This window comes from Massilia sp. TWR1-2-2, from assembly GCF_049897565.1.
Lineage (GTDB): Bacteria > Pseudomonadota > Gammaproteobacteria > Burkholderiales > Burkholderiaceae_D > JAFCUW01.
In genome coordinates, this window is sequence record NZ_JAFCWM010000017.1 from 31,280 (window position 1) to 53,863 (window position 22,584).

General features: G+C 61.9%; 18 protein-coding genes, 1 tRNA gene and 2 pseudogenes. 6 read left to right on the forward strand and 15 right to left on the reverse strand.

The annotated features are described in order from the left end of the window. Window positions 1–16: 16 nt before the first annotated feature. A complete protein-coding gene (locus ACP7DD_RS16995; RefSeq protein ID WP_426175984.1) occupies window positions 17–628 on the reverse strand; it encodes a YqhA family protein in 612 nt (203 codons plus the stop codon). Window positions 629–831: 203 nt separating this feature from the next. On the opposite strand from ACP7DD_RS16995, the gene acs reads away from it, so the two are divergent. Continuing rightward, entirely contained in the window at window positions 832–2,832 is a 2,001-nt protein-coding gene (acs, locus tag ACP7DD_RS17000; RefSeq protein WP_426175985.1) for an acetate--CoA ligase, read from the forward strand. A gap of 87 nt (window positions 2,833–2,919) precedes the next feature. Next, a tRNA-Ser gene (locus tag ACP7DD_RS17005) sits at window positions 2,920–3,010 on the forward strand. Between the two features lie 893 nt (window positions 3,011–3,903). On the opposite strand, the gene ACP7DD_RS17010 is transcribed toward ACP7DD_RS17005, so the two are convergent. Beyond that, entirely contained in the window at window positions 3,904–4,833 is a 930-nt protein-coding gene (locus ACP7DD_RS17010; protein ID WP_426176043.1) for a Bug family tripartite tricarboxylate transporter substrate binding protein, read from the reverse strand. A 218-nt stretch (window positions 4,834–5,051) separates the two neighbouring features. Here ACP7DD_RS17010 and ACP7DD_RS17015 point away from each other — a divergent pair, with 218 nt between their 5' ends. Further along, the gene (locus ACP7DD_RS17015) at window positions 5,052–7,382 is read left to right on the forward strand and encodes a cytochrome P450/oxidoreductase (protein WP_426175986.1); all 2,331 of its coding nucleotides are present in this window, start codon (window positions 5,052–5,054) and stop codon (window positions 7,380–7,382) included. Between the two features lie 284 nt (window positions 7,383–7,666). On the opposite strand, the gene ACP7DD_RS17020 is transcribed toward ACP7DD_RS17015, so the two are convergent. From ACP7DD_RS17020 to ACP7DD_RS17035, 4 genes are all read right to left on the reverse strand, one after another. After that, window positions 7,667–8,458 carry a hypothetical protein gene (locus ACP7DD_RS17020; RefSeq protein WP_426175987.1) on the reverse strand — a complete coding sequence of 264 codons (792 nt, stop codon included), beginning with the start codon at window positions 8,456–8,458 and terminating at the stop codon, window positions 7,667–7,669. After that, window positions 8,455–9,762, reverse strand: coding sequence for a hypothetical protein (locus tag ACP7DD_RS17025; protein WP_426175988.1), 1,308 nt, complete (start codon window positions 9,760–9,762; stop codon window positions 8,455–8,457). Before ACP7DD_RS17025 ends, ACP7DD_RS17020 begins: the two co-directional genes overlap by 4 nt. A gap of 105 nt (window positions 9,763–9,867) precedes the next feature. Next, the gene (locus ACP7DD_RS17030; protein WP_426175989.1) at window positions 9,868–12,759 is read right to left on the reverse strand and encodes a type VI secretion system Vgr family protein; all 2,892 of its coding nucleotides are present in this window, start codon (window positions 12,757–12,759) and stop codon (window positions 9,868–9,870) included. A 94-nt stretch (window positions 12,760–12,853) separates the two neighbouring features. Then, on the reverse strand, window positions 12,854–13,693 hold the full coding sequence (locus ACP7DD_RS17035; RefSeq protein ID WP_426175990.1) for an alpha/beta hydrolase: 840 nt from the start codon (window positions 13,691–13,693) through the stop codon (window positions 12,854–12,856). Between the two features lie 222 nt (window positions 13,694–13,915). On the opposite strand from ACP7DD_RS17035, the gene ACP7DD_RS17040 reads away from it, so the two are divergent. Beyond that, window positions 13,916–14,695, forward strand: a complete 780-nt coding sequence (locus ACP7DD_RS17040) for a hypothetical protein (RefSeq protein WP_426175991.1) — start codon at window positions 13,916–13,918, stop codon at window positions 14,693–14,695. 94 nt (window positions 14,696–14,789) lie between these two features. Here ACP7DD_RS17040 and ACP7DD_RS17045 read toward each other — a convergent pair whose 3' ends face one another. After that, window positions 14,790–15,812, reverse strand: a complete 1,023-nt coding sequence (locus ACP7DD_RS17045; protein WP_426175992.1) for an asparaginase — start codon at window positions 15,810–15,812, stop codon at window positions 14,790–14,792. Between the two features lie 91 nt (window positions 15,813–15,903). Continuing rightward, window positions 15,904–16,590: a hypothetical protein gene (locus ACP7DD_RS17050; RefSeq protein ID WP_426175993.1), complete on the reverse strand. Its 687-nt coding sequence runs from the start codon at window positions 16,588–16,590 to the stop codon at window positions 15,904–15,906. A gap of 383 nt (window positions 16,591–16,973) precedes the next feature. On the opposite strand from ACP7DD_RS17050, the gene ACP7DD_RS17055 reads away from it, so the two are divergent. Further along, window positions 16,974–17,225 (forward strand): hypothetical protein, encoded by a 252-nt coding sequence (locus tag ACP7DD_RS17055; protein WP_426175994.1) that lies wholly within the window; start codon window positions 16,974–16,976, stop codon window positions 17,223–17,225. 74 nt (window positions 17,226–17,299) lie between these two features. On the opposite strand, the gene ACP7DD_RS17060 is transcribed toward ACP7DD_RS17055, so the two are convergent. From ACP7DD_RS17060 to ACP7DD_RS17075, 4 genes and pseudogenes are all read right to left on the reverse strand, one after another. Further along, window positions 17,300–17,824 (reverse strand): hypothetical protein, encoded by a 525-nt coding sequence (locus ACP7DD_RS17060; RefSeq protein ID WP_426176044.1) that lies wholly within the window; start codon window positions 17,822–17,824, stop codon window positions 17,300–17,302. Then, window positions 17,814–18,493, reverse strand: a pseudogene (locus tag ACP7DD_RS17065) (C39 family peptidase). Before ACP7DD_RS17065 ends, ACP7DD_RS17060 begins: the two are co-directional and overlap by 11 nt. A gap of 2 nt (window positions 18,494–18,495) precedes the next feature. Then, window positions 18,496–18,849 carry a hypothetical protein gene (locus ACP7DD_RS17070; RefSeq protein WP_426175995.1) on the reverse strand — a complete coding sequence of 118 codons (354 nt, stop codon included), beginning with the start codon at window positions 18,847–18,849 and terminating at the stop codon, window positions 18,496–18,498. 390 nt (window positions 18,850–19,239) lie between these two features. Then, entirely contained in the window at window positions 19,240–19,554 is a 315-nt protein-coding gene (locus tag ACP7DD_RS17075; protein ID WP_426175996.1) for a hypothetical protein, read from the reverse strand. Between ACP7DD_RS17075 and ACP7DD_RS17080 the strand changes: the two genes are divergently transcribed. Then, window positions 19,553–19,852, forward strand: coding sequence for a hypothetical protein (locus ACP7DD_RS17080; protein WP_426175997.1), 300 nt, complete (start codon window positions 19,553–19,555; stop codon window positions 19,850–19,852). The two genes, ACP7DD_RS17075 and ACP7DD_RS17080, sit on opposite strands and share 2 nt — an antisense overlap. A 62-nt stretch (window positions 19,853–19,914) precedes the next feature. Here the strand turns inward: ACP7DD_RS17080 and ACP7DD_RS17085 are convergent, their stop codons facing one another. The 3 genes and pseudogenes from ACP7DD_RS17085 to ACP7DD_RS17095 all read right to left on the reverse strand — a co-directional run bounded on the left by ACP7DD_RS17085 (window position 19,915) and on the right by ACP7DD_RS17095 (window position 22,234). Further along, on the reverse strand, window positions 19,915–20,145 hold the full coding sequence (locus ACP7DD_RS17085; protein ID WP_426176045.1) for a helix-turn-helix domain-containing protein: 231 nt from the start codon (window positions 20,143–20,145) through the stop codon (window positions 19,915–19,917). Window positions 20,146–20,237: 92 nt separating this feature from the next. After that, window positions 20,238–21,245 (reverse strand): annotated as a pseudogene (locus ACP7DD_RS17090) (sigma 54-interacting transcriptional regulator); the annotation flags it as partial. 131 nt (window positions 21,246–21,376) lie between these two features. Then, window positions 21,377–22,234, reverse strand: coding sequence for a pirin family protein (locus ACP7DD_RS17095; RefSeq protein ID WP_426175998.1), 858 nt, complete (start codon window positions 22,232–22,234; stop codon window positions 21,377–21,379). Between the last annotated feature and the right edge of the window lie 350 nt (window positions 22,235–22,584).

Consider the following 22,584-nt stretch of genomic DNA (forward strand, 5'->3'; position numbering starts at 1 on the left):
GTATTCTCGCTGAGAGTTAGTGTGGCTTCGATTGATTCTGGGTACCGATCATGATGCGGTCTGTGTAGGCGATGGCCAGGGCCGAAAACAGGAACACGATATGGATCACGGTTTGCGCCATGATCACGTCCATCGAATAGGCGGCGGCGTTGATGAACGTCTTCAGCAGGTGGATTGAAGAGATGCCGATGATCGCCATCGCCAGCTTGGTCTTCAGCACCGATGCGTTGACGTGCGAGAGCCATTCAGGCTGGTCCGGGTGCAGGTCAAGTCCGAGGCGCGAGACGAACGTTTCGTAGCCGCCGATGATGACCATGATCAGCAGGTTCGAGATCATGACGACGTCGATCAGGCCCAGCACGACGAGCATGATGGTCGCTTCGGTCAGCTTGGTCGGGCGCACCTTGCCGTCGATGGCGACGACGTCCAGGATGTGCTGCAACGCCGTCTCGTTGCCCATCACCGCGCCGATCAGGTCTTTCAGCTCGACCCAAAAATGGAACACGTAGACGCATTGGGCCAGGATCAGGCCCAGGTACAGCGGCAGCTGCAGCCAGCGGCTGGCGAAAATGAGGCGCGGCAGAAATGCCAGCTGGGTTGGGGGACGATTCGAATCGGGTACGGACATTTGTGCAACTCCAGATGACGAGCAGGTTCAAGGTAAATTTTTCTACGCGTCATTTTACACGCGCCGCGCGCGGTTGCCGATAAGCGCGAAGGGTCGGCGAAAGGTTGGTAGAATCGACAACGAGATGCCAGCGCCGCTTGCTTCTGTAAGGGCTCAGTAAGCGGCACCGCTTAGAGTTGAAAAAAAATTACGGGGAGACAAGCATGGCCGGGACAGACATCAACCAGCAGGAAAATCAGGGCGCGCAGGAAAGTCGCATTTTCGAGCCGCCGCCGGAGTTCGTCGCAAACGCCACCATTTCGGGCATGCCAGCGTACGGGAAGCTGTGCGACGAAGCGGAGGCCGATTATGAAGGTTTCTGGGCTCGCCTTGCACGTGAGGAACTGGACTGGCACAAGCCGTTCACCAAGGTGCTCGACGAATCGCAGGCGCCGTTCTACAAATGGTTCGAAGACGGCGAGCTGAACGCCTCGTACAACTGCCTGGACCGCCACATCAAGGCCGGCAACGGCGGCAAGACGGCGGTGGTGTTCGAGGCCGACGACGGCACCGTCACGCGCGCGAGCTACCAGGAATTGCACGAACGCGTCTGCAAGTTCGCCAACGGCCTGAAGGCGCGCGGCATCAAGAAGGGCGACCGCGTCATCATCTACATGTCAATGTCGATCGAAGGCGTGGCGGCGATGCAGGCGTGCGCGCGCATCGGCGCGACCCACTCGGTCGTGTTCGGTGGCTTTTCCGCCAAGTCGCTGCAGGAGCGCATCATCGACGCCGGCGCGGTGGCGGTGATCACCGCCGACGAACAGCTGCGCGGCGGCAAGCAGCTGCCGCTGAAAGCGATCGTCGACGAGGCGCTGGCGCTGGGCGGCTGCGGCACGATCCGCGACGTCATCGTCTACAAGCGCACCGGCGGCAACATCGCGTGGACCGAAGGGCGCGACATGTGGCTGAGCGACCTGGTCGACGCGCAGGCGGCCGAGTGCGAGCCGGAGTGGGTCAGCGCCGAGCATCCGCTGTTCATTCTGTACACGTCCGGCTCGACCGGCACGCCGAAAGGGGTGCAGCATTCGACTGGCGGCTTCCTGCTTTGGGCCGCGCTGACGATGAAGTGGACGTTCGACATCAAGCCGGCCGACGTGTTCTGGTGCACCGCCGACATCGGCTGGGTGACCGGGCACAGCTACATCGCCTACGGCCCGCTGGCGGTGGGCGCGACCGAAGTCGTGTTCGAGGGCATTCCGACATACCCGAACGCGGGCCGGTTCTGGGAGACGATCGCCAAGCACAAGGTCAGCATTTTCTACACGGCGCCGACGGCGATCCGGTCGCTGATCAAGGCGGCCGACGTCGACCCGAAAGTGCATCCAAAAAAATACGATTTGTCGAGCCTGCGGCTACTCGGATCCGTCGGTGAGCCGATCAATCCGGAAGCGTGGATGTGGTATTACAAGAACGTTGGCGGCGAGCGCTGTCCGATTGTCGACACGTTCTGGCAGACCGAGACGGGTGGCCACATGATTTCGCCGATGCCTGGCGCGACGCCGATGGTGCCGGGCTCGTGCACGCTGCCGCTGCCGGGCATCATGGCGGCGATCGTCGACGAAGCGGGCGCCGACGTGGCGAACGGTCAGGGCGGCATTTTGGTGGTGAAGCGGCCGTGGCCGTCGATGATCCGCACGATCTGGAACAATCCGGAGCGCTTCAAGACGAGCTACTTCCCGGACGAGCTGGGCGGCAAATATTACCTCGCCGGTGACGGCGCGATCCGCAACAGCGAGACCAGTTACTTCACGATCACCGGGCGCATCGACGACGTGCTGAACGTGTCGGGTCACCGGATGGGGACGATGGAGATCGAGTCCGCCTTGGTGGCGAACCCGATCGTGGCCGAAGCGGCGGTGGTGGGCAAGCCGGACGACACGACGGGCGAATCGATCTGCGCGTTTGTCGTGCTCAAGCAGGCGCGGCCGACTGGCGACGAGGCCAAACGGATCGCGCAGGAGCTGCGCAACTGGGTCGCGAAGGAAATCGGCCCGATTGCCAAGCCAAAAGAGATCCGCTTTGGCGACAACTTGCCGAAGACGCGTTCGGGCAAGATCATGCGGCGCTTGCTGCGGGTGCTGGCCAAGGGCGAGACGATCACCCAAGACATTTCCACTTTGGAGAATCCGGCGATTCTGGAGCAGCTCAAGGACGCGTCCTGAGCGGGGTGGCGGTGAATGTCTTGGTACTCAGCGGAATGTTTGGTATAATCTGCGGCTTCGTGAAAGCGAGGAAGATGTAGGTTAGCCGGAGAGATGGCTGAGCGGCTGAAGGCGCACGCCTGGAAAGCGTGTGTAGGATAATATTCTACCGGGGGTTCGAATCCCCCTCTCTCCGCCAAGAAATAAAGAAAAGCCACCCCTTGCGGGTGGCTTTTTTTATTTCGTGGCGGAGAGAAGTAGGCCGCCTGCGCGGCCTACGCGGGGGATTTCGAAGGCCTCGCGCGTACTCGCGCGTGCCGCTCCGAATCGTCCATCTGCCACCGCATGAGCGGTGGCGCGCCGGAGGCGCCAGCGCGAAGCGCGATTTGCATGCGGCAACATACCTGAACAACAAGGCGACGGCCCCAACGCTGGGCTCGTGTCCGAAAGTCGGCACTGACCCCGGCGCCGGAGGCGCCAGCGCGAAGCGCGATTTGCATGCGGCAACATACCTGAACAACAAGGCGACGGCCCCAACGCTGGGCTCGTGTCCGAAAGTCGGCACTGACCCCTGCGCAGACTGACCCCGGCGCAGACCCAAGGCGACGGCCCCAACGCTGGGCTCGTGTCCGAAAGTCGGCACTGACCCCGGCGCAGACTGACCCCGGCGCAGACCCAAGGCGACGGCCCCAACGCTGGGCTCGTGTCCGAAAGTCGGCACTGACCCCGGCGCAGACCTGTCCGAAAGTCGGCACTGACCCCGGCGCACCCTGCGCAGGTGTGGATCGATGCCATCTTGGCGCATAGGTCGTAGAGATTCCCGCCTTCGCGGGAATGACGGTCTTGAGGGTACGTCCTAGTCTACCTGACGGCGTTACGCAATGAACACGGCCACTGCATGTCGGCGGAGTAACGCGTCCCCCCCCACCGATGATGATGTGTCGAGTGCGAGCATGTCCGGGACGACCCCGGACATGCGAAAGTCCGCGCTGCCCCCGCTCAGGCAAAAAAAAGCCACCCATCGGGTGGCTTTCCATTCAATAGTTCAGAACCTCGCGCCGCGTGCGCAGCGCGCTCTCAACCCACAAACACCTAATCCAAGCTAATCTTCTGATCCTTAATCAGCTGATACCAGCGCACGGTCTCGGTGCGCAGCAGTTCTACATACTGTTGCGGCGTGCTGCCGACCGGTTCGACGCCGAACTCGATGAGCCGCTGTTTAACCGCAGGCAGATTCATCGCATCCACCAGGTTTTTATTCAGCGTGGTGAGGACAGCCGGCGGCAGCCCCGCCGGCGCAACCACGCCAACCAGCGCAGCCGCTTCCACATTCTTCATTCCCAGTTCAGCGAAGGTCGGTACGTCAGGCAGCTGCGGCAAGCGCGTTGCGTTAGCAACTGCCAATGGCCGGATCTTCCCGCTCTTAATAAAGCCACCGCCTGCCGCCATATCGACCATCATCGCTTCGATCTGTCCGCCGACCAAATCGGTCAACGCCGGCGCTGCGCCGCGATAGCCGATATGGTTCATGTGCACGCCCGCGGTCACCTCCAGCAGCTCCATTGCCAGATGGTGCGGACTGCCCGCGCCTGCCGAGCCGTAATTGACGGCGCCTGGCCGGGCCTTCGCCTTTGCCAGAAAGGCCTTGACATCCTTCGCATCGGAGGCCGGGCCGACGACCAGGATCATCGGAAAGCGTCCCAACAAAGCGACCGGCGTCAGATCCTTGACCGGGTTATAGCTCAACTTCGAATACAGCGCCGAGTTGAACACCATGGTGCCGTTATCGGCGTTAAGAATGGTATAGCCATTGGGCGCCGAGCGCGCCGTCTCCGAGGCGGCGATGGCGGTATTGGCGCCTGCCTTGTTCTCGATGATCACCTGCTGCTTGGTCTGTTCGGCCATGGCGTTGCCGATGGTGCGGGCGAGGAAGTCGGAGCCGCCGCCGGGTGGATACGGCACCAGCCAGCGAGTCGGTTGAGACGGGTACGCCTGGGCGTGTGCGGCGACGCTGGCGACCATCGCGGGCAGTGCGAACAAGCAGGCTGCAAATACTTTCTTCACAATTACTCCTAAATCTTCGTTAAACGAGAACACCGATACATGACTAATCATACAACCGATATCGTAAAATAAAGTGTCGTCATCGCGTCAACGTGGCGAAAATAATAAGAATGGCGCATTTGGCAGAGCGGCCCCGAGGGATCCCAGCAGCACTCATCTAAGCGGAACGTCACATCATGCATACTCCCGACTCCAGCGCCGGCCGATCCGGCTGTCTGATCGATCACACTTCCCCGGCGGGTTGTCCCGTCACCGAGCGGGCCGCGGCGTTCGACCCGTTCGAGGACGAATACCAGCAGGACCCGCCCGAGTATTTGCGTTGGTCGCGCGAGCAAGAGCCCGTCTTCTTCAGCCCCAAGCTGGGCTATTGGGTGGTGACGCGGTACGACGATATCAAGGCGATCTTTCGCGACAACATCACGTTCAGCCCATCGATCGCGCTCGAAAAAATTACCCCGACTGGTGAGGAAGCCAATGCGGTACTGAGCTCGTACAACTACGCGATGAACCGCACGCTGGTCAACGAGGACGAGCCGGCGCACATGGCGCGGCGCCGGGTGCTGATGGAGCCGTTCACCCCCGAGGCGCTGAAGCACCATGAGCCGATAGTCAGGCAACTGGCGCGCGAGTACGTCGATCGCTTCATCGACGATGGACAGGCCGACCTGGTCGATCAAATGCTGTGGGAAGTTCCGTTGACGGTGGCGCTGCATTTCCTCGGCGTGCCGGAAGAAGACATGGATTTGCTGCGCAAGTATTCGATCGCGCATACGGTCAATACGTGGGGCCGGCCGAAGCCGGAGGAGCAGGTCGCCGTCGCTCACGCGGTCGGCAACTTCTGGCAGCTGGCCGGCAAGATTCTCGAGAAAATGCGGATCGATCCGAGCGGGCCCGGATGGATGAAATACGGCATCCGCAAGCAGGCCGATTATCCTGACGTCGTCACCGACTCGTATCTGCATTCGATGATGATGGCTGGCATCGTTGCCGCGCACGAGACGACCGCGAATGCGGCGGCGAACGCGTTGAAGATCCTGCTCCAGCACCCGACCGCCTGGCGGGAAATTTGCGAGGACCCGAGCCTGCTGCCGAATGCCGTCGAAGAAAGCCTTCGCCACAATGGTTCGGTAGCAGCGTGGCGCCGGCTGGTGACAAAGGGCGTGCGGATCGGCGGCATCGATATCGCCGCTGGCTCGAAGCTGCTGATCGTCATGTCGTCGGCCAACCACGACGAGCGCCATTTCGAGGATCCGGACCTGGTCGACATCCGGCGCGACAATTCCAGCGAACACCTCACGTTTGGCTATGGCGCCCATCAATGCATGGGGAAAAACCTGGCGCGCATGGAGCTGCAGATTTTTCTCGAAGAGCTCACCAAACGGCTTCCGCACATGCGCCTGTGCGAGCAAAAGTTCACGTATGTGCCGAATACGTCGTTCCGAGGGCCAGAGCATGTGCGGGTGGAGTGGGACCCGGCGCTCAATCCGGAGCGGGCAAATCCACGGTTGCTGGACACGAACTCGCCGGTACGCATCGGCGAGCCGTCGCGGCATGCGATCAGCCGCAGCGTGGTCGTCGCCGGCATGACGCAACTTACCGACGACATCGTCCGGCTGCGGTTGACGTCGCCGGATGGTCGCGCATTGCCGCGCTGGATGCCGGGTGCGCATATCGATGTCGAGTGCGGCAGCCCAGAAATGTCGCGGCAATACTCGCTGTGTGGCGACCCGGATGATACCCAAGGCCTCGAAATTGCCGTGCTGCGAGAATCGGACAGCAGAGGCGGATCGATCTGGATCCACGACAATCTGAAAGTGGGAGACCGGCTCAAGATTCGCGGCCCGCGCAATCATTTCCGCTTCGATGAATCCGTGAAGCGCGCCATTTTTGTGGCCGGTGGCATCGGCATTACACCGATCATCGCCATGGCGCTGCGTGCGAAGCGCCTCGGCATCGACTACGAAATCCACTACAGCGGGCGTGCGCGCAAGACGATGGCTTGTGTGGACGAGCTGTGGGCGATTCACGGCGGGCGCATGCACGTGTATGCCAAGGATGAGGGACGTCGTTGCGACCTGACAGCGCTACTTTCTACGCCGATGGCCGACACGGCGATTTTTGCGTGCGGGCCAACGCGGATGCTCGAGTCGCTGGAGAGCTGCTGCGCCGACTGGCCGGACGACGCGGTGCGGTTTGAACACTTCTACTCGACCATCGGCACGCTCGATCCTGCAAAGGAACACGCCTTCGAAGCCGAGCTGAAAGATTCCGGCATTGTGATTACGGTGGCGGCGGACCAGACATTGCTCGCTGCGCTAAGAGCGGCCAACATCGACGTTCAAAGCGATTGCCTGGAGGGTTTGTGCGGCTCGTGCGAGGTGCGCGTGCTGTCGGGGCAAGTGGACCATCGCGATGTTGTGCTGACGCGCGCGGAACGAGACGAGAGCAGCAAGATGATGTCGTGCTGTTCGCGCGCGGTGGGTGGTAAGTTGGTGCTGGAGTTGTAGCCACAACGAGCTGGCTCTGTACATTTGAAACCGGTTCAGTACGGAAAACGCCATCCCTGATAAGTTCGCGCTACACGGCCTCTTTCACGCGTTCTTCGTGATGGCGATTGCTTCCACATCTGTCGCAGACGAAAGATCTCAGGCTTGGAAATCGCTTTGGCGCTTATACACCTCATGTCTCTTTGGCCATTAATACATAAACATCCTTTCCGGTCGACCGCTTCAAACGCCACGGCGGTTGGGATAGATCTGACGCTTCCCGGGCTGTTCATGTGTCCACATGTTCAGTCGGGCTGCTTGCTTGAAAGTTTACGAATCGCCATTATTACGAATGTGTCTTTGCCCGTTTCATATTTGAGTTTCCAAGGGTAATAGTAATAGATGAGGTAGCCTCGAACCGCTAAGCCGAAGCACATCAAAACGATTGGAACCATAGCTAATGTTAAAAATACATGAATGAAGGCGATGCCAGTGGTCACCCTAATATCTGTTGCGAAAGGTGTCGCTAAGAACGCCGAAGCCATGAAAAAAATAAAAACCGCAATTGGAGGAACTTGGCCCAGTTTAAGTTTCCGATCGATAAGACGCTGATCTTCTGCCTGTAAATAATAAATCGCATCTTCTTCCTCGGTGTAAATGCGTCTCCAAAGACGTTCTTCCGAAAATAAGTGCTTGTAGTAGATTATGAAGCGTCGACACCACCAGATTATCGCTGCTGAGTACGCTGCAAATAAAGCAACTCGCATCGATAAAGGTATGGAGCTGTACAGCACCACTCCGAGCCACGGAACGACGCCCAGGAAACCTACGCTGCCTACATAAAGCAACGACATTCCAAAATATTTCGCGCGCCAGTCCCATCTGAACAGATATGGGATAAAAATGAGGAGGCATGATGTGATACTCAATCCGATCGAAAAAAGGGCAAGGTTATTCTCGCTAAACGCTACTTCAGGCGCCACTCCCAATGCGAGGGGGATGCAGAACACTCCAGTGAGAAACGGGAGCAAAGCACCGAGCGACCCGAAAAGCCGAGGTTCTGCAATCGACAAGTTGATGTTATTAAGATCTTTCAAAATGCGTCCCTTGCACTGTAGTCGGACGGAAATGTTGAGACTAACTTGTCCCACGATGCCGCGATTGAGTTCCCTGCGTCACGCAGCAATGGGGCTAAAGATGCGGCCATTCCGTCACCATTTTTGGGATCATTCGTCGTCAATTTGCCAAGTACTTTGTCAGCTTTGTCCACTCCGTAGTTGACGATGACGCCTAAGCCTACAGTCAATGCCCCGACAACGATTATTGGTATGGCCGTGAGCGCCCCTGCTAAAAGAAATGTGCAGATAAGCGCGACAAATACTCCAACTAATATCGCAGAGAGAACTACTTTTAGAACTGCAACTATCAATGCCGCAGCGAGATCGTATCCGTCCTTCTTAACATCCTCCCGCCACTCCGCGTAAGCTGTATAACTACTAAAGATAAAACTAATGAGCGCATTCCCACGGAAGGAATTCGCAACATTTTTCGACATGGCCAGCGCCGAACTCGAAAGACTTCCGGCTCCCGAAAAAATATTCATTACTCGTGGATTGCTTGGGTTGAATCCGCCGGGGCCAAAAACTTGATTAAATCTGCTATATCCTGAGAAATACAGGACGGCTTTTCCTCTCACTAGGCGAATTTTCGCTTTGACCAGTTTAAAACCGTCATGCGTCTTGTTATCCAGGCTCGCCCGCAGCCACTCCCAATTGTCTAAAGCGTAAGCGCTAGCGCCAGCAACTTGCCCCCAAATCCAATTCCTCGTCGCAATTTCATTTGGGTCGATCTCTACCAGCCCAGATTTGGCACCGCCCTGCGTGAAGTATTTACTGATCTGTTCGGGCATTCCCTTTAGCGTTCTCTCGACAACACAAATGACGGAACAATCTTCGCCGGTCGGCGCGGCATGGGGCGTGGGCGTGGAGATCGCATTAGTGGACAGCTTTGCAGCATGTTGCGGAACGGGGTTAGCCGGGACGGCGGTGGCGGGCAACGCTCTGTCGTTTGGCTTGCTTTGGCCGAGAACAACGATTATGGGGGCCGGTTTCGTTTTTGCGGCGTCATCATACCGATGTTGATCGACCTCATTCGGCGAGAGCTTCATTAGAGTCACGCCACCGCTTTTAAGCTCTAGTGAACCTTTGAAGTTTCGTGTGACCCACAGATGAAGGCGTTCACCATCCTTGAACGTCAGGTTGCCCTTATGCTTTGCGTAGATTAGTTTCTTGTCACGAGCACTATAGAAATCTGACTCTGTTGCCTGAACTGTGTAGGTTTTACTTTCGCCTAGATTCAGCTCAAAGATGACGTCACGGTGCTTGCGCAGAGTCACTTTCACGTTGTCGCTCGACCGCCAGCACTGTACGGTTTCCCCGGGAAGGTCGATGCAAACGTCCTGATGCGTCTTGGTCTTAGCTGCAGTGCTTGCCATTAGTACGCTCTCCTATTTGCGCTTCGGTTGATTAGATCGGAATGGACCCAGCGGTGCTTTCTTAAGAGTTGCTTTGCCGTTACCGTCCAGGGTGACCTTCTTTGCGTCGCCTCCCAAAAAATCGAAATCGATGGGCTCGTTTTTCAGCGAGTTGCCGTCTGCGTCGACGTACTCGATTTCAAGGTCACGTTTAATATTGAGTTCATGGAGCTTCATCGCGAGTTCGGGGTTAGCCACGCTCACGGGCCCCGCCAGTTCCTTCTTGGTCGCCTTGAACTCAATCTTCCCCGGCCCATGCAGCATGATGTTGCCGCCCTCGAGCTTGATGTAGGCGCCTTGCGCGGTGAGGAGTGCGTGCTGCTTAGCGGCGATCGTCACCGTCTTCGTGATGGTCGCCACAGTGATCAATTTGTCGGCCGTAATCTTCGTTTCATCCGATTGACTTTGGCTGCTGACCTTGCCGCTGGCTGCGTGCAATTTGATGCCGGTTTCCTGATTCGGCTTGTCCTTGTTGCTGGCTTTGCCGTAGGTGAAGAAACTGATGCCGGCCTTTACTGAATGGAAACTGCCGCCCTGGCTGGCGAAATTGACGTCTTGGCCAGCCGCGATGCTGGTCGTGTTGCCAACACTGAAAATAGCGTCAGCGGGGGTGGTGGCTGCTATGCCGGCGGGACTGGACAGCTGCAAGTGTGGTTCGCTATACGCGGTTACCTTGCCTTGCCCGCCGTTGTCGGCGCCGCCACCGCTTTCGCTCTTGCCGATCACCTCGGCGCTGTGTGCCTGCTGCATGATCGCGGGGAGCTTGGCAGCTTCCGGCTCTTGCTTATCCTGCTCGTCCTTCAACTTCGCGTTGTGTGCTTGCGCTGTGGTCGCCAACGACATCTGCAGCTGATGGCTGCTTTCGATTTGCGCTTGCGCTTCCTTTGAATCGAGCTGGCTACCGCTGGCGCCGTTGCGTGCGTCCGACGATAGCAACAGGCCTCGCCCCGCACGCAGGGCGGCGCTGAATTCGGTTTTAAGCTCGGCGCCGAAGCCCACCCCGTCGAGTCGCTGGTTGTCGTCCTGATGCCGCAGATGGCCCAGGTTCAATTCGGCCGAGCCCTTGTGGGCACCGGCATGCTGCTGCAACACGGTGCGGCTTTGGCCTGGATTGTCGTCGAATACCAATTGGTTGTAGGCGCCGGTGCCGTTCTGGCTGGTCGCCATTGACTGAGTCTTGATGCCCGACATCGCCGCCGGATGCGCGTGGGCGCCAGCTTTGCCCGGGAACCATGCGGGCGCGTTGCCGGTCGCGGCGCCGGCCCCTTGCGAGAACTGGTTGTATTGCGCGTCGCCCTGGCCCTTGCCGTTGTATAGCGCGCCCACTACGACCGGGCGGTCGATGTCGCCTTCGATGAAATCGACCAGGACTTCCTGGCCGATGCGCGGGACGGCGTGGCTCCCCCAGTTGGCGCCAGCGATCGCGCTCGCCACGCGCACCCAGGTGCCGGTCGTGTCGTCTGCCGGGGCGCCGACGTGGCCGTCGGGGGCAGGGTGGCTAAGCCGGCTGTGGCTGGCGTCGCCGCGCTGCCAGTGGAACTGAATTTTGATGCGGTGGTCGCGGTCGGTGTGAACCATGGCGCCCACGGGACCGACCACGATCGCTGACTGTTGGCCTTGGATCGTTGGCTTCGGATGCAGAAGGTGGCCGCGCCCATCTGTGCCGCTGCTGCGGAAGGGGACGCTACTGCAGATTGCATCGATGCGGTTGCGATACAGGGGACGCTCTGCGCCTTGATCGAGCGTGCTGCGGCCGAGAGACTGTTCGGCACTGGCGCGGATCTCGGCGCGCAGGTTGTTGTGCATGATGTGAACGGCACGCACCACCACAAACTGGCGTTCCGCATCGGTACCAGCGTCGAATTCAGCATGGTCAGTCAGTGTGAATGTCGTGCCGGGCGCCAGCGTGCGGACCGTGCCGGCGCCGGTGTGCACTTGCTGCCGCGCTTCGAACGCCTCTATCTGCCGCTTGGCGATGCGGGCGCCATGCTCGCGCGTCGGGAAACCATACGCGCCGGGGCTGTCGCGGCTGGTCAGCGTCATAAAGCCAGGTTCGGCCGGGGCTACCAGGGCAGGGCGCATGTCGAGCGAGCGATAGTCCCAGCTGGAGATGTCGATGGCATTGGTTTGCAGCACCGCTTCGCTGCGCCAGCGGTCGATGCTGTCTTCTTTCATGACCGCGCCCGGCTGGGTAAACCGGACCGTGCTCTGCGCATTTGGCGCGAAGCTGCCATTGTGGTCGGCGATGACCAGCACGTGCTGTCCAAGGCTGGGGCTGGCGGTATCGCCCTTGTGTTCGTAGTAGTAAAACAAGCCTTCGTCGAGCATCAGGCGTTCGGCGAACGCCAAGTCGCTTTCCTGGTATTGCGTGGTGTAACTGCGGCGCGGATAATCCGCGCGCTCGCGCAGGTCGAAGCGCCACGCCGGCGCGAGCTTGCCCTGGCCCTGGTAGCGGGCGAACACGGCGTCGAGGATGTCGCGCACCGTCATGTCCTGGAACATGCGGCTGTCGCGGGTGTAGCGCAGAAATGCATTCCACGGTTCGGCAATGAGCTCGTAGCGCGCGAAGCCGCCGTTGGCGCCGGTCAGCTCGGCCTGCGTGATGTGCCCATGGAAGGCACGCCAGCCGGTGCCGCCGACAGTGGCCAGCTCAAGCAGTACGGGCTGGCCGATCAGGGCCTTCAGCGGGATTGCCGCATCGGTCGACAGGGCGGCGATGCGCAAGACGAAGCCCTCGCTCAGCCCTTCCTCGGCGCGGACGCACTCGGCCAGCAGACCGGCGCCAAGTGGCGTCGTCAGCTTAAGCAACCGGGTGTCTTGGGTGAAGCGCGAAAGCAGTGCCTGCGCGGCGGAGGCTAGGGACATGAACGCTACTCCGTGATGGGTAGCGCACAGCTTAGAAGCATTCTTCTTGTTAAGATTTAACGTGCGTCATTGTTTTGCGGTTACGCAAGGGTTTTCAAGCGAGCGGCTGCATGAACTGGTTGCTTAGGAATTCGGCGATGCGATCCTGGGTGGCGGCAAGGTAGGGGATGTTCATGTGGTCCGAATCGGGCACGGTTTCATCCTTGTGCAGGCGGCCAAGTTTGGCCACCAGCAAATCGGTGTGCGAGTGCGGAACGACGTCGTCGAACGCGGCGCGCAACACATACGTCGGCGCGGTCAGTGCGGAAGCGTACTTGACCGACTCAAAACGATGGCGCAAGACGTATTCGATCGGCATGGCGCGAAAGCGCCGTTTGGCGATTGCCAGAATCGAATCGTAGGGCGTAATAAGCACCACCGAATTGGCGGGGCGCTCCATCGCCACTTGCACGGCGACGCCGGAGCCGAGGCTGCGGCCGACGACGGCAATCCGTTTCGGATCGACGTGGCCGCGCTCGGCCAGCCAGTCAAACAGCATGCGGCCGTCGTCGACCATATGCTGCTCGGCAGGATCGCCTTGCGAGTCGCCGTAGCCACGGTAGTTGACCGCCAACACCGCCATGCCGGGGAACAGCTTGCCGGCGTCGCGCGCGACCCACGACACTTCCTCGGAACGGCCGCCGAAATAGACGACGCCTGGGTGCGGGCCGACCACGGACGGTGTCATCAGCCAGCCGGAAAGCTTGGTGCCGTCCTTGGCGCGCAATACGATTGGACGAGTGCGGTGTCCGCTGCTGCGCGGCCGCAGCACTTCACGCTTGATATTCGGATTGAACACCAGGCGGCGCTGGTTGGCAGTGATGGCCGCGGCCAAGCCGAGCCACAGCATGCTTGCGATGCCTGCCACTCCCGCGACTTTTTTAGAATTGTTCATAGGCACTAGTTTAACCCCGTTTGTGCTCGTTTGCCGAGCTGCGCGCACCCGTGCGGTGCGCGCTATCAAAGATCGCGGCGTACGTGGCGGGCGTACAACGCTGATGTGCGGGACGTCGCGCGCGGCGCAGCATTGTGTAATATCGGTCTAGGAATGTGCCGAGCATCTTTGGAATCGGCCTAGGTGCACGTCGGCGAACCTGGACATATTGGAAGGCGATCAATGGCAGACGTCGCGCTGATTACGGTGCACGGCATGGGCGAGACGCCGCGCGATTATGCGGCGGACCTCGCGAAGCGCTTGCGCGCCCGCATCGGTGCGAGCTTCGACCGGCAAGTCGACATGCGCAGCGTGTACTACCAGGAAATCCTGAAGCCGAACGAGCAGGAAGTATGGCGCCGGATCACCGGCAACAGCAAGGTCCGCTATGACCAGCTGCGCAAATTCTTGCTGTTCGGTTTCGGCGACGCTGCTGGACTGGAAAACCGCAAAGAGGACAGCGGCTCGGTCTATGAATTGGCGCAGATCGAAATTGCCAAGACGTTGCTCGACGCATACGTCGCCAGCGGACCTGACACGCCAGTGGTGCTGTTGTCGCATTCACTCGGCTGCCAGGTGTTGTCCAGCTATATTTATGATGCGCAGAAGGCGCGTAGCGGCGTGCCGGTCGCGGCCGGCGTGTGGAAGGATATCGATCACTGGTCGCGTACCTTGCAGGGACGCGCGCTGACCGAATCCGAGAAAGCGTTTCTGGCCTGCGACACGGCGCTCGGCTGGATTACCACCGGGTGCAACATTCCCATTTTTGTCGCCGCGCACAAGGAGATGACGATCATTCCAATCGCCGCGCCGCGCCCCAGCTTCAAGTGGCTCAACCTGTACGACCCGGACGACGTGCTGGGCTGGCCGCTGCAGCCGTTATCGGAAGGCTATCGGCTGCTGGTCGAAGACCGTGCGATCAATGCCGGCGGTGGCGTCATCAACTTTATCGTCAAGAGCTAGAACCCGATGTCGCATTCAACCTACTGGCAAGACGACGAAGTGATCGCGCCGCTGGCGAAGATGCTGACCCAGCTGATACGCTGAGCGGCCCGCTTCAGGCACGGCGCAGCGTGAAAACGGCGCGGATCTGGCCCACCGTGGCGCCGCGCACGTTGGTTAATTCCGGCTGTCGGTAGGGATCGAGCAGCGCGCGCCGGCGCGTGTCGAGCAATCCCAGCTGGTCGAGCACGCTGAAGGTTGCCACTTGCAGGCTGCGGGTAGCGCCGTCGGCGATCTTGATGGCGATGCCGAGTCCGGCGGAGCGGATGCCGATCGTTTGCACCGCATCGGCGCCAACCTTGCTGACCCAGTCGCCGCCGCCGGCCTGCATGTAGGCGACGTCGCAGCGCGCCGTCCCCGACACCAGGTCGGGATGGCCGGTCATGGCGTCGAACAAGTCGCCCATTGGTGCACCCATGCGCCGGTCGGACCGGCCTTGCGCCAGGCGCGCATACAAATGCGCCAGGCGGCTCAGCGGCAAGGCGTAGTTTGGGGCCGAACAGCCATCAAGACCGCTCGGCATCGCGGCGGCATCGAGCTGGACCGTCTCGGCCAGGGTTGCCCGGATCGCCTGCTGCAACGGATGGCCAGGATCGACATACTGCGCCGTTGGCTGGTCATGCAAGCGACACCACGCCAGAAAACCACTGTGCTTGCCGGAGCAGTTGTGATGCAGCGATGTCCATTGCTGGCCGCCCGGCACCGGCAGGTTGACGCTGTCGTAGTACAGCGGCGCGTGGCAGCCGCACTCGAGATGACTGTGGTCGAGGCCGATCTTGCCCAGAATTGACGCTACCGTGGCAGTGTGTTTCGGCTCGCCGGAGTGGCTGGCGCACAGCAGCGCCAGTTCGGCGGGCGTCAGCGCGAAGCGGGCAGGGCCGTCGGCGAGCAGGAACGGCAATGCCTGGAACGGCTTTAGCGCGGAGCGGGTAAACGTCATGAAGTCAGGGTCGCCCGCCGACCACAACAGCTTGCCGGTTGTGTCGACCACCGCAACCGAGCCGAGGTGGACGTTTTCGGCGAAGTAACCGGTAGACGGATAGCCGCGGGTGGTTTCGACCAGGGGGACCAGCTGCATGAAGTTCTCGCTTGTAACGATGACGATCCCCCACTGTAATCGAAAACCCGCGCGCGCCCAACAAGGCGATGGCGGGCTGGTCGGAAGCTGTTCAGAAGCTGGTCGGAATGCGCACCGTCAGCGACACGTCCGGCGTATCGCGCGTCAGGCCGGCGCCGACCGCGATGTTGAGGGTATGCTTCTCGCTGCGCCGATACGAGTAGCCCAGCAGCAAGGTGCCGAGCTGGGTGCGCACCGAACCTGGCACCGGCACGCCGCCCTGCCTGGTGCGGGCAATCGAGCTGTGGTCGTAGCCGAGGCTGAACGAGGCCTTGTCGTTGAGCGCGAGACCCATGCCGAAATTAAAACCGATCACGCCGAGGAATTCGCGTTCGCCGCCGAGCACCAGCCGGCTGATGTCCGTGCGCTTGAAGTTGTGCATGTAGCTGATGCTGCCGAAAAACACGGCAGGGTCGGACGGAATTAACCAGGTCAGGCTAGGCTGCACGGAATAGAAACCGGAGCCGGTGGGCAGTTGCAGCGGCAGGCCGCTGCCGGTGACGTTCTCGCTGATGCAGCGCCTGGTGCAGTCCGTGACGACGCTGAACGGATCGCGCCCGGTGCGTGACTTGAAGCGCAGGCCGCCGATGAAATACGCCGCGTCGGCGCCGCCATCGTTGAGCTGATAGCGCAGCGCCAGTTCGGCGTCGCCGGCCTTGCACCCGCTGGTGTCGAAGACGCGCTCGACGGCGGTGCCGGTGAACAGCTCGCGGCTGACCGCGGTGTCGGATCGGTACATACGGCGCTCTGATCTCAGCCTCGAGCCGGTTGCTCAGTCCGAACCGCGCGGCGAGCGCCGCAGTGACCGTGTTGTGCTTGACTTCGCGTACGTCGACCAGGCCGATGAGCAGGGCGGGGATGACGGTGTAGCCGACCAGCGCAACGCGGTTGCTCGACGAATAGCTGAACTGCAACGATGGCTCGAGCACGAGCTTGCCGTGCGGCGTCAGCACACCGGGCTGCTCGAACAGCGGCGCCACCGCCGGCGGGCGGCCGTCGCGGCGTGGGGGGGCGGCCCACGGCGCGGCGCGGCGGAACGGCTGCGCTTGCCTGGCGCGTCGGCAGATCCTGCAGAGCGCGAGCAACGGGCACAACGGGTAAATCAGATGCATCAGGGTCAACGTGCGCATCCGCAGCTTCCTGTGGCTCGACGTTGCCGGCGCCGCGCTGCGCGTCGAGTTGCTCGGCGCTGGTGGCTGCGACGCCATCAGTGACCGCCACTGCCCGCTGCGCTTGGACCTGGCGCGACAGTTGTTCGAGCAGCTGGCGCTGGGACGCCAGTTGCTCCTTCAAGACCTTCAGTTGGGTGGCCAGGTCATCCTGCGCCGGCGGCTCGGTAGCGTGCGCCACCGGTATCAGCAGCATGGCCGATAGCCCGGCAGTGCGCCAACTTGAAACGACAAACTGCTGCATGTTTCCTCCGATCGAATGTCTGCGTCGGCATGACGTCAGCGGGCGCCGGCGGCGCGGCTCAGCGCATCGCTCAGCGTTCCCTGGAAGTTGAGGTTCTTCAACAAGCTGGCGCTGTTGACAGTTGAGCTGATGACTGTCTCGCTGCGGATCAGCTGGTCGTTCAGCGTGTTCTGGATGACGACGCCGCCTGCCACCCGCGCGGCGGCGCCCGCTTCGTAGATGTTGTCATGGCCGTTCTGGATCAGCTTGACGGAGGACAGGGCATCATCGGTTTGTCGGGCCTGCTCCGCACTCAGGTGCTGCAGGTCGGCAATATTGATACGGGTGCGCGCGACTATCTCGTCGTTGATCGACACCAGCCGTTCGATCCCGAGCGCGCCGGTCAGTCCCGCGGCGTTGCCGAAGCCGCCGCGCATGAGCTCGAGCTGCTCTGCGTCGACCGGCGTCCAGTCAGCCGGCGCGGCCAGTGCGGGCGCGGCGAACCCGGCCAGTGCCAGCCAGAAGCTGACGTGAAGTAAATTCGTTGTTGCCTTGCATGAGTTTCTCCTGTTAGTAGTCACCGGGTCCAAGCTTGGGCATGGTGACGCCGCTGACCCCATCACGGCTGATGCCGGTGTTGAGCTGCGCCATCGGCGCGGCGCGCCAGTCGGCCACGCGATTGACGGCGGGCGTGGCGGCAGTGCCGTGGATGACGAACATCAGCTTGCCGGTCCAGATATTTTCGAACGCGCTGCGGGTCAGCGCGCGGGTACCGCTCGCCGGGTCGCCAACCAGCACGCGCCCCTGCGCCGCGCCCTTGATGACGACGAAATGGTGATAGCCCTTTCGGCAACGAGCACGATGGCCGGCAGCTTGGCGTCGATCAGCTTTTGCAGCGGCAGCTTGAAGCCATCGGCCTGAAAGCCCCGTTCTGCGAGGAAGCGCTTGATGTCGAGCATTGAAAAGCCTTCCTTGCGGATCTTGCGCTGGTCGCCGCGCGCATACATCTGTTCGAATACGACGCGCTCGCTGACGGGCTCGCCGTAGTGATGGGTGAGCAAAGTCGCCACCGCGGCCGAGCCGAAGCTGAAATCGTATTGCTGGCGCAAGGTAGTCTGACATTTGATGCTCTTCATGCTGGCGACCGGCACGCTGAACTGGCTGCCGCCGATGGCCGGCACGTCCAGCGCGCGGGCATTCTGGGCGGCGCCCAGCAGCATGGCGATGGCCACTAGTCGGTCGATCGCCATGGCTAGTTCATCCGCAAGTTGATGATCGTGGCGTTTTGAATCAGCACGTTAGCGCCGGTGTTCTGCACCACGATCGGTATGCCGGCCATGTTGGCGAATGAGCCGTTGGTGATGATGTTGGCGCCGGTGTTGACGTTGTTGGCGGTGTTGCCGCTGACACTGCCGCTAAGCCGCATATCGATGTCGGTGTTGTTGCTGCCGCCACGTGTGCGATCGAGCAATTCATCGGCGGCGGCGACGCCGAACGGGCTGGCCGGTTGTGGCGCCGGCTTGGCAGGTTCGGCACTGCGCGCCGGCGCCTGCGCCGCCAGCACGGCGGCCAGCAGCAGGGTGCAACTGGTGGATACGGAATGCATGTTTTCTCCTTTGTCGACTCACTGAAGCCGCCGGCGCCGGCGATATTGGCCGCGCCACTGCCGCCGTAGGCGTTGGCAGCGCCGCCTTCACCGCCGCTGCCAGTGCTGCCGCCGGCGGCGCTGGCACCGCCAGCGGCGTCGCCGTTGCTGGCATAGCCGAGGTTGAGTGCGTCGCCGCTTGCACCGCCGCGGCCGCCGTCGGCGTCTTTGGCCGAGCCGCCGTCGCCGCCTTTGCCGTGCGCCGCGCCGCCCATGCCACGTCCGCCGTACCCGTGGCCACCGTCCCTGCCCCGGCTGCTGCCGGAGTTCGCTGCGACGTTGCCGACATTGCTGGTCTGGTTGCCGCTGACTTCGCCGCTGAGGATGCTGGTAGCCGCCGCTGTCGAGGTGTTAAACGAACTGGTGAAGGTGGCCGTCGCGGTGCCGCCATGGTTGGCCGCGGTTGATGGTCTCGGTGTTGGTGTTCGTCTCGGTGCTGGTGCTGCTGTCGGTGCCGGTCAGCGTCAGCGTTTCGGTGCTGTTGTCCTGTATCGCTTGCGAGTACTCGTTTGCCTTCGGTCCGTCCCCGCTTTGCTCATTGGTTGCCACCGCCACTTGACCGATCAGGCCATCGGCCCTGGCGCCGGTGGCGTTGTTGGTTGGATTTGCGCTGGCAGTTGCGCTGAAAGCGAGCGCGATCGTCGCCGCCAAGATAGTACGTTTCATGAGTAGCCCCTTTGGTGAGAACATCAGTACAAAAGAAGTGAGTCGATTTGCCCGGCGTCTGGTCAGGCATCAGTACTACTGCAAAGAAGGTGCCAGCGCTGAGCCGCGGCGTCAGGCCGTTGAAAACAAAGCGGGAAACCCGGCGCGGCCAGGCGTGGCGGCAATCGCGGCGGTGCTACCGTACCGTTTCTTCGACGGCGGCGATGCAATAGGGCTGCAGCGACGCTCCAACAGCGCGGCCGCCACGCCGCTTTTCCCCGTCAATTCAGCAGCGGCGCAGCATGTCGCAGCGACGTGACAGCGACAAGCACGGCAATGCCAGTCAGGGCAGCGCCCGATCCTTTGCCGATACAGTTGGGTTCAGGGCGGGATGCCGTGCTTGGCCAGCAAGCGATACAGCGTCATGCGCGAGACGCCCAGGTCGCGCGCGGCGTGGGTGATGTTGCGCCTGGCGCGCTCGAGGCTGGCGCCGATGGCGGCACGCTCCGCGGCGATGCGCGACGCGTCGAGGCCGGCGCCGGCGGCCGGCGCGCGGCGCGGCGCCAGCCCGAGGTCGTGGGGACCGATCACGCGGCCCTCAACCAGCACCATCGCGCGCCGGGTGCGGTTGATCGGCTCGCGCTCATTGCCGGGCCAGTGGTGTTCGTCGATGGCGCGCAGCGCGTCGGGACCGAACCCTTTCAGGCGCGGCGCCTTTTCGGTCGCAAAGGTGCGAAAGAAGTGCTGCGCCAGCATGTCGAGATCGGCCTTGCGCTCACGCAGTGGCGGCACGTCGATCGGCAGCACGTTGAGGCGGTAATACAGGTCTTCGCGGAACAGGCCGTCTTCCACCGCCTGCTGCAGGTTGACGTGCGACGCGGCAATGATGCGCACATCGACATCGATCGAGCGGGTTGAGCCGACGCGGTAGATCGTCTTTTCCTGCAGAAAGCGCAGCAGGTTCGACTGCAGGTCTTTCGGCAAGTCGGCGATCTCGTCGAGGAACACCGTGCCGCCGCCTGCCGACTCGATCAGGCCGCCTTGTGCTTGGCCGCGCCAGTGAAGGCGCCGCGTGCGTGGCCGAACAGTTCTGACTGGATCAGCGCGGGCGGGATGGCGCCGCAGTTGATCGGCACGAACGGGCCGGCGGCCCGGGCCGATTGCGTGTGCACCGCCTGCGCCGTCAGTTCCTTGCCGCTGCCGCTTTCGCCCCAGATGAGCACCGCGGCGTCGGACTGGGCCAACTTGACGATCTGGGCGCGCAGGAGCGCGATGGCGGCGCTGTCGCCGGTCAGCGCCGCCAATTCCGGCGCGGCGGCAGTCGACGCCGGCGGCGCGCGCAGCAAGGCAAGACCGTGCAGATGGCCGAGCGAATGGAACAGGCGCAAGGGATCGACGGGGCGGGTGTGGAAGGCGGCCAGGTAGGCCGCCACCAGGGCGCGGCAGGCGGCCGCTTCGAGCGAGCGCGGGGCCAGCACGCCGACCCATTCGATGTGCCAGTAGTCGCGGAAAAAGCGTGCTGCCACTTCCGCGCCTTCCGGACCCGGCAGGTCGAGCACCACGCCGACCAGACGCGCGCGCGCGCGCAGCGCCCGCGCCGCTTCCCGCCCGCTGCTGACGGTGCGCACATCCCACTCTGCCGCGAAGGCGGCGGGCGGCTGCGGCGGGCTCGATCCGCCCAGTTCAATGCAAAGTAGTTTTTTCAGCGACATGAGGGATCCGCGCAATGCTTACCCGTGTCCGATCCCCAAAAGCTGAACATGGTTCATGCCGTACCATTGATGCAGGTGGCGGGCGCTGGCCGGATTTTCCGTATCCCGGGCCCGCGCATGCACGTCGCCAGTTACAGCGTGCCGCCAAATTTTCCGGCCTGATAGTCATTGATCGCTTCGGCGATCTGCTCGCGCGTGTTCATGACGAACGGACCATGCGAGACGACCGGCTCGCGCAGCGGTTCAGCATGGCCGAACAGCACCAGGGCTCCCGCCTCGCTCGACATTTCAAGCGAGTCGCCCTCGTCGTTGATCTCGACGAGGTGGAAGGCGGAGGCGAGGTCGCCGCCGACATGGATGGCGCCGCTCACCACGTACAGCAACACGGTGCGCCCACGCAAGTCCGGCACGCGCAGGCTGCCGCCGGCCTGCAGCTCGATGGTGCTCATGAAAACGCCGGTGAGCGGATTGACCGCGCCGCTGCGGCCCTGCCACTGGCCTGCCACCAGGTTCAGCGTGACGCGGCCGTCGGCCGACCCGATGGCCGGGATGTCGCCGCGCTGCAAGCCGGTGTACGCGGGCGCCGTCATCTTCAAGCTGCCCGGCAGGTTGACCCACAGCTGCAGTATTTCGAGCGGGCCGCCGTCCTGCAGGAATTCGGGCGGCGACACCTCGGCGTGCACGATGCCGCTTCCCGCCGTCATCCATTGCACGCCGCCTTCGCGGATGATGCTTTCGTGACCGGCGCTGTCCTTGTGGGTGAGCATGCCCTCGACGATAAAGGTGACGGTCTCGAAACCGCGGTGCGGGTGCGGGCCGAACGGCAGCCCATGGTTGTCGCGCGCATAGACCTGCGGGCCGTGGTGGTTCAGAAACAGGAAGGGGTCGAGCTGGGCCAGGTGGGGGGTGGGCAACGGACGCTGGGTCAGCAGGTCGCCGATATCGTCGCGCAACGCGGGGTGTAGCCGTTTGATGGTCTTGTCGCTCATGCCGTGATGCTCCATGCCAGTCGTTTGGTTATGAGCACGACAATACAACACTATCCGGCGGCGTGTCGGCGCGCTGGATGGCTGCGCGTCCGCCTCGATCGGACCGTAACAATCCCGTTTTGTTTTGTAGGTGTGGACCTACAACTTGCCAACACGATTTTTGAATGGCGGTTACCGTCATCGCCGCTCTCCGTCGGTGCGCGCAAGGCAGTGCGCAAATCGATGGGGCACCAATGGTTACATGGCTTTGTTCGATGGAAAGGACCGCGCTGACGGCAGGAACAACGGCGAAAAGCCGCATGCTAGGATTGTTCTCCTCGCCACGTCGGATTCGGTCATCACGCTACGAC

Bases quoted from the DNA above. Each gene is read 5' to 3' on its own strand.
- ACP7DD_RS16995 (WP_426175984.1), bottom strand. From the start codon at position 628: ATGTCCGTACCCGATTCGAATCGTCCCCCAACCCAGCTGGCATTTCTG.
- acs (WP_426175985.1), top strand. From the start codon at position 832: ATGGCCGGGACAGACATCAACCAGCAGGAAAATCAGGGCGCGCAGGAA.
- ACP7DD_RS17010 (WP_426176043.1), bottom strand. From the start codon at position 4,833: ATGGTCGCCAGCGTCGCCGCACACGCCCAGGCGTACCCGTCTCAACCG.
- ACP7DD_RS17015 (WP_426175986.1), top strand. From the start codon at position 5,052: ATGCATACTCCCGACTCCAGCGCCGGCCGATCCGGCTGTCTGATCGAT.
- ACP7DD_RS17030 (WP_426175989.1), bottom strand. From the start codon at position 12,759: ATGTCCCTAGCCTCCGCCGCGCAGGCACTGCTTTCGCGCTTCACCCAA.
- ACP7DD_RS17035 (WP_426175990.1), bottom strand. From the start codon at position 13,693: ATGAACAATTCTAAAAAAGTCGCGGGAGTGGCAGGCATCGCAAGCATG.
- ACP7DD_RS17040 (WP_426175991.1), top strand. From the start codon at position 13,916: ATGGCAGACGTCGCGCTGATTACGGTGCACGGCATGGGCGAGACGCCG.
- ACP7DD_RS17045 (WP_426175992.1), bottom strand. From the start codon at position 15,812: ATGCAGCTGGTCCCCCTGGTCGAAACCACCCGCGGCTATCCGTCTACC.
- ACP7DD_RS17050 (WP_426175993.1), bottom strand. From the start codon at position 16,590: ATGTACCGATCCGACACCGCGGTCAGCCGCGAGCTGTTCACCGGCACC.
- ACP7DD_RS17070 (WP_426175995.1), bottom strand. From the start codon at position 18,849: ATGCATTCCGTATCCACCAGTTGCACCCTGCTGCTGGCCGCCGTGCTG.
- ACP7DD_RS17080 (WP_426175997.1), top strand. From the start codon at position 19,553: ATGAGTAGCCCCTTTGGTGAGAACATCAGTACAAAAGAAGTGAGTCGA.
- ACP7DD_RS17075 (WP_426175996.1), bottom strand. From the start codon at position 19,554: ATGAAACGTACTATCTTGGCGGCGACGATCGCGCTCGCTTTCAGCGCA.
- ACP7DD_RS17085 (WP_426176045.1), bottom strand. From the start codon at position 20,145: ATGGTGCTGGTTGAGGGCCGCGTGATCGGTCCCCACGACCTCGGGCTG.
- ACP7DD_RS17095 (WP_426175998.1), bottom strand. From the start codon at position 22,234: ATGAGCGACAAGACCATCAAACGGCTACACCCCGCGTTGCGCGACGAT.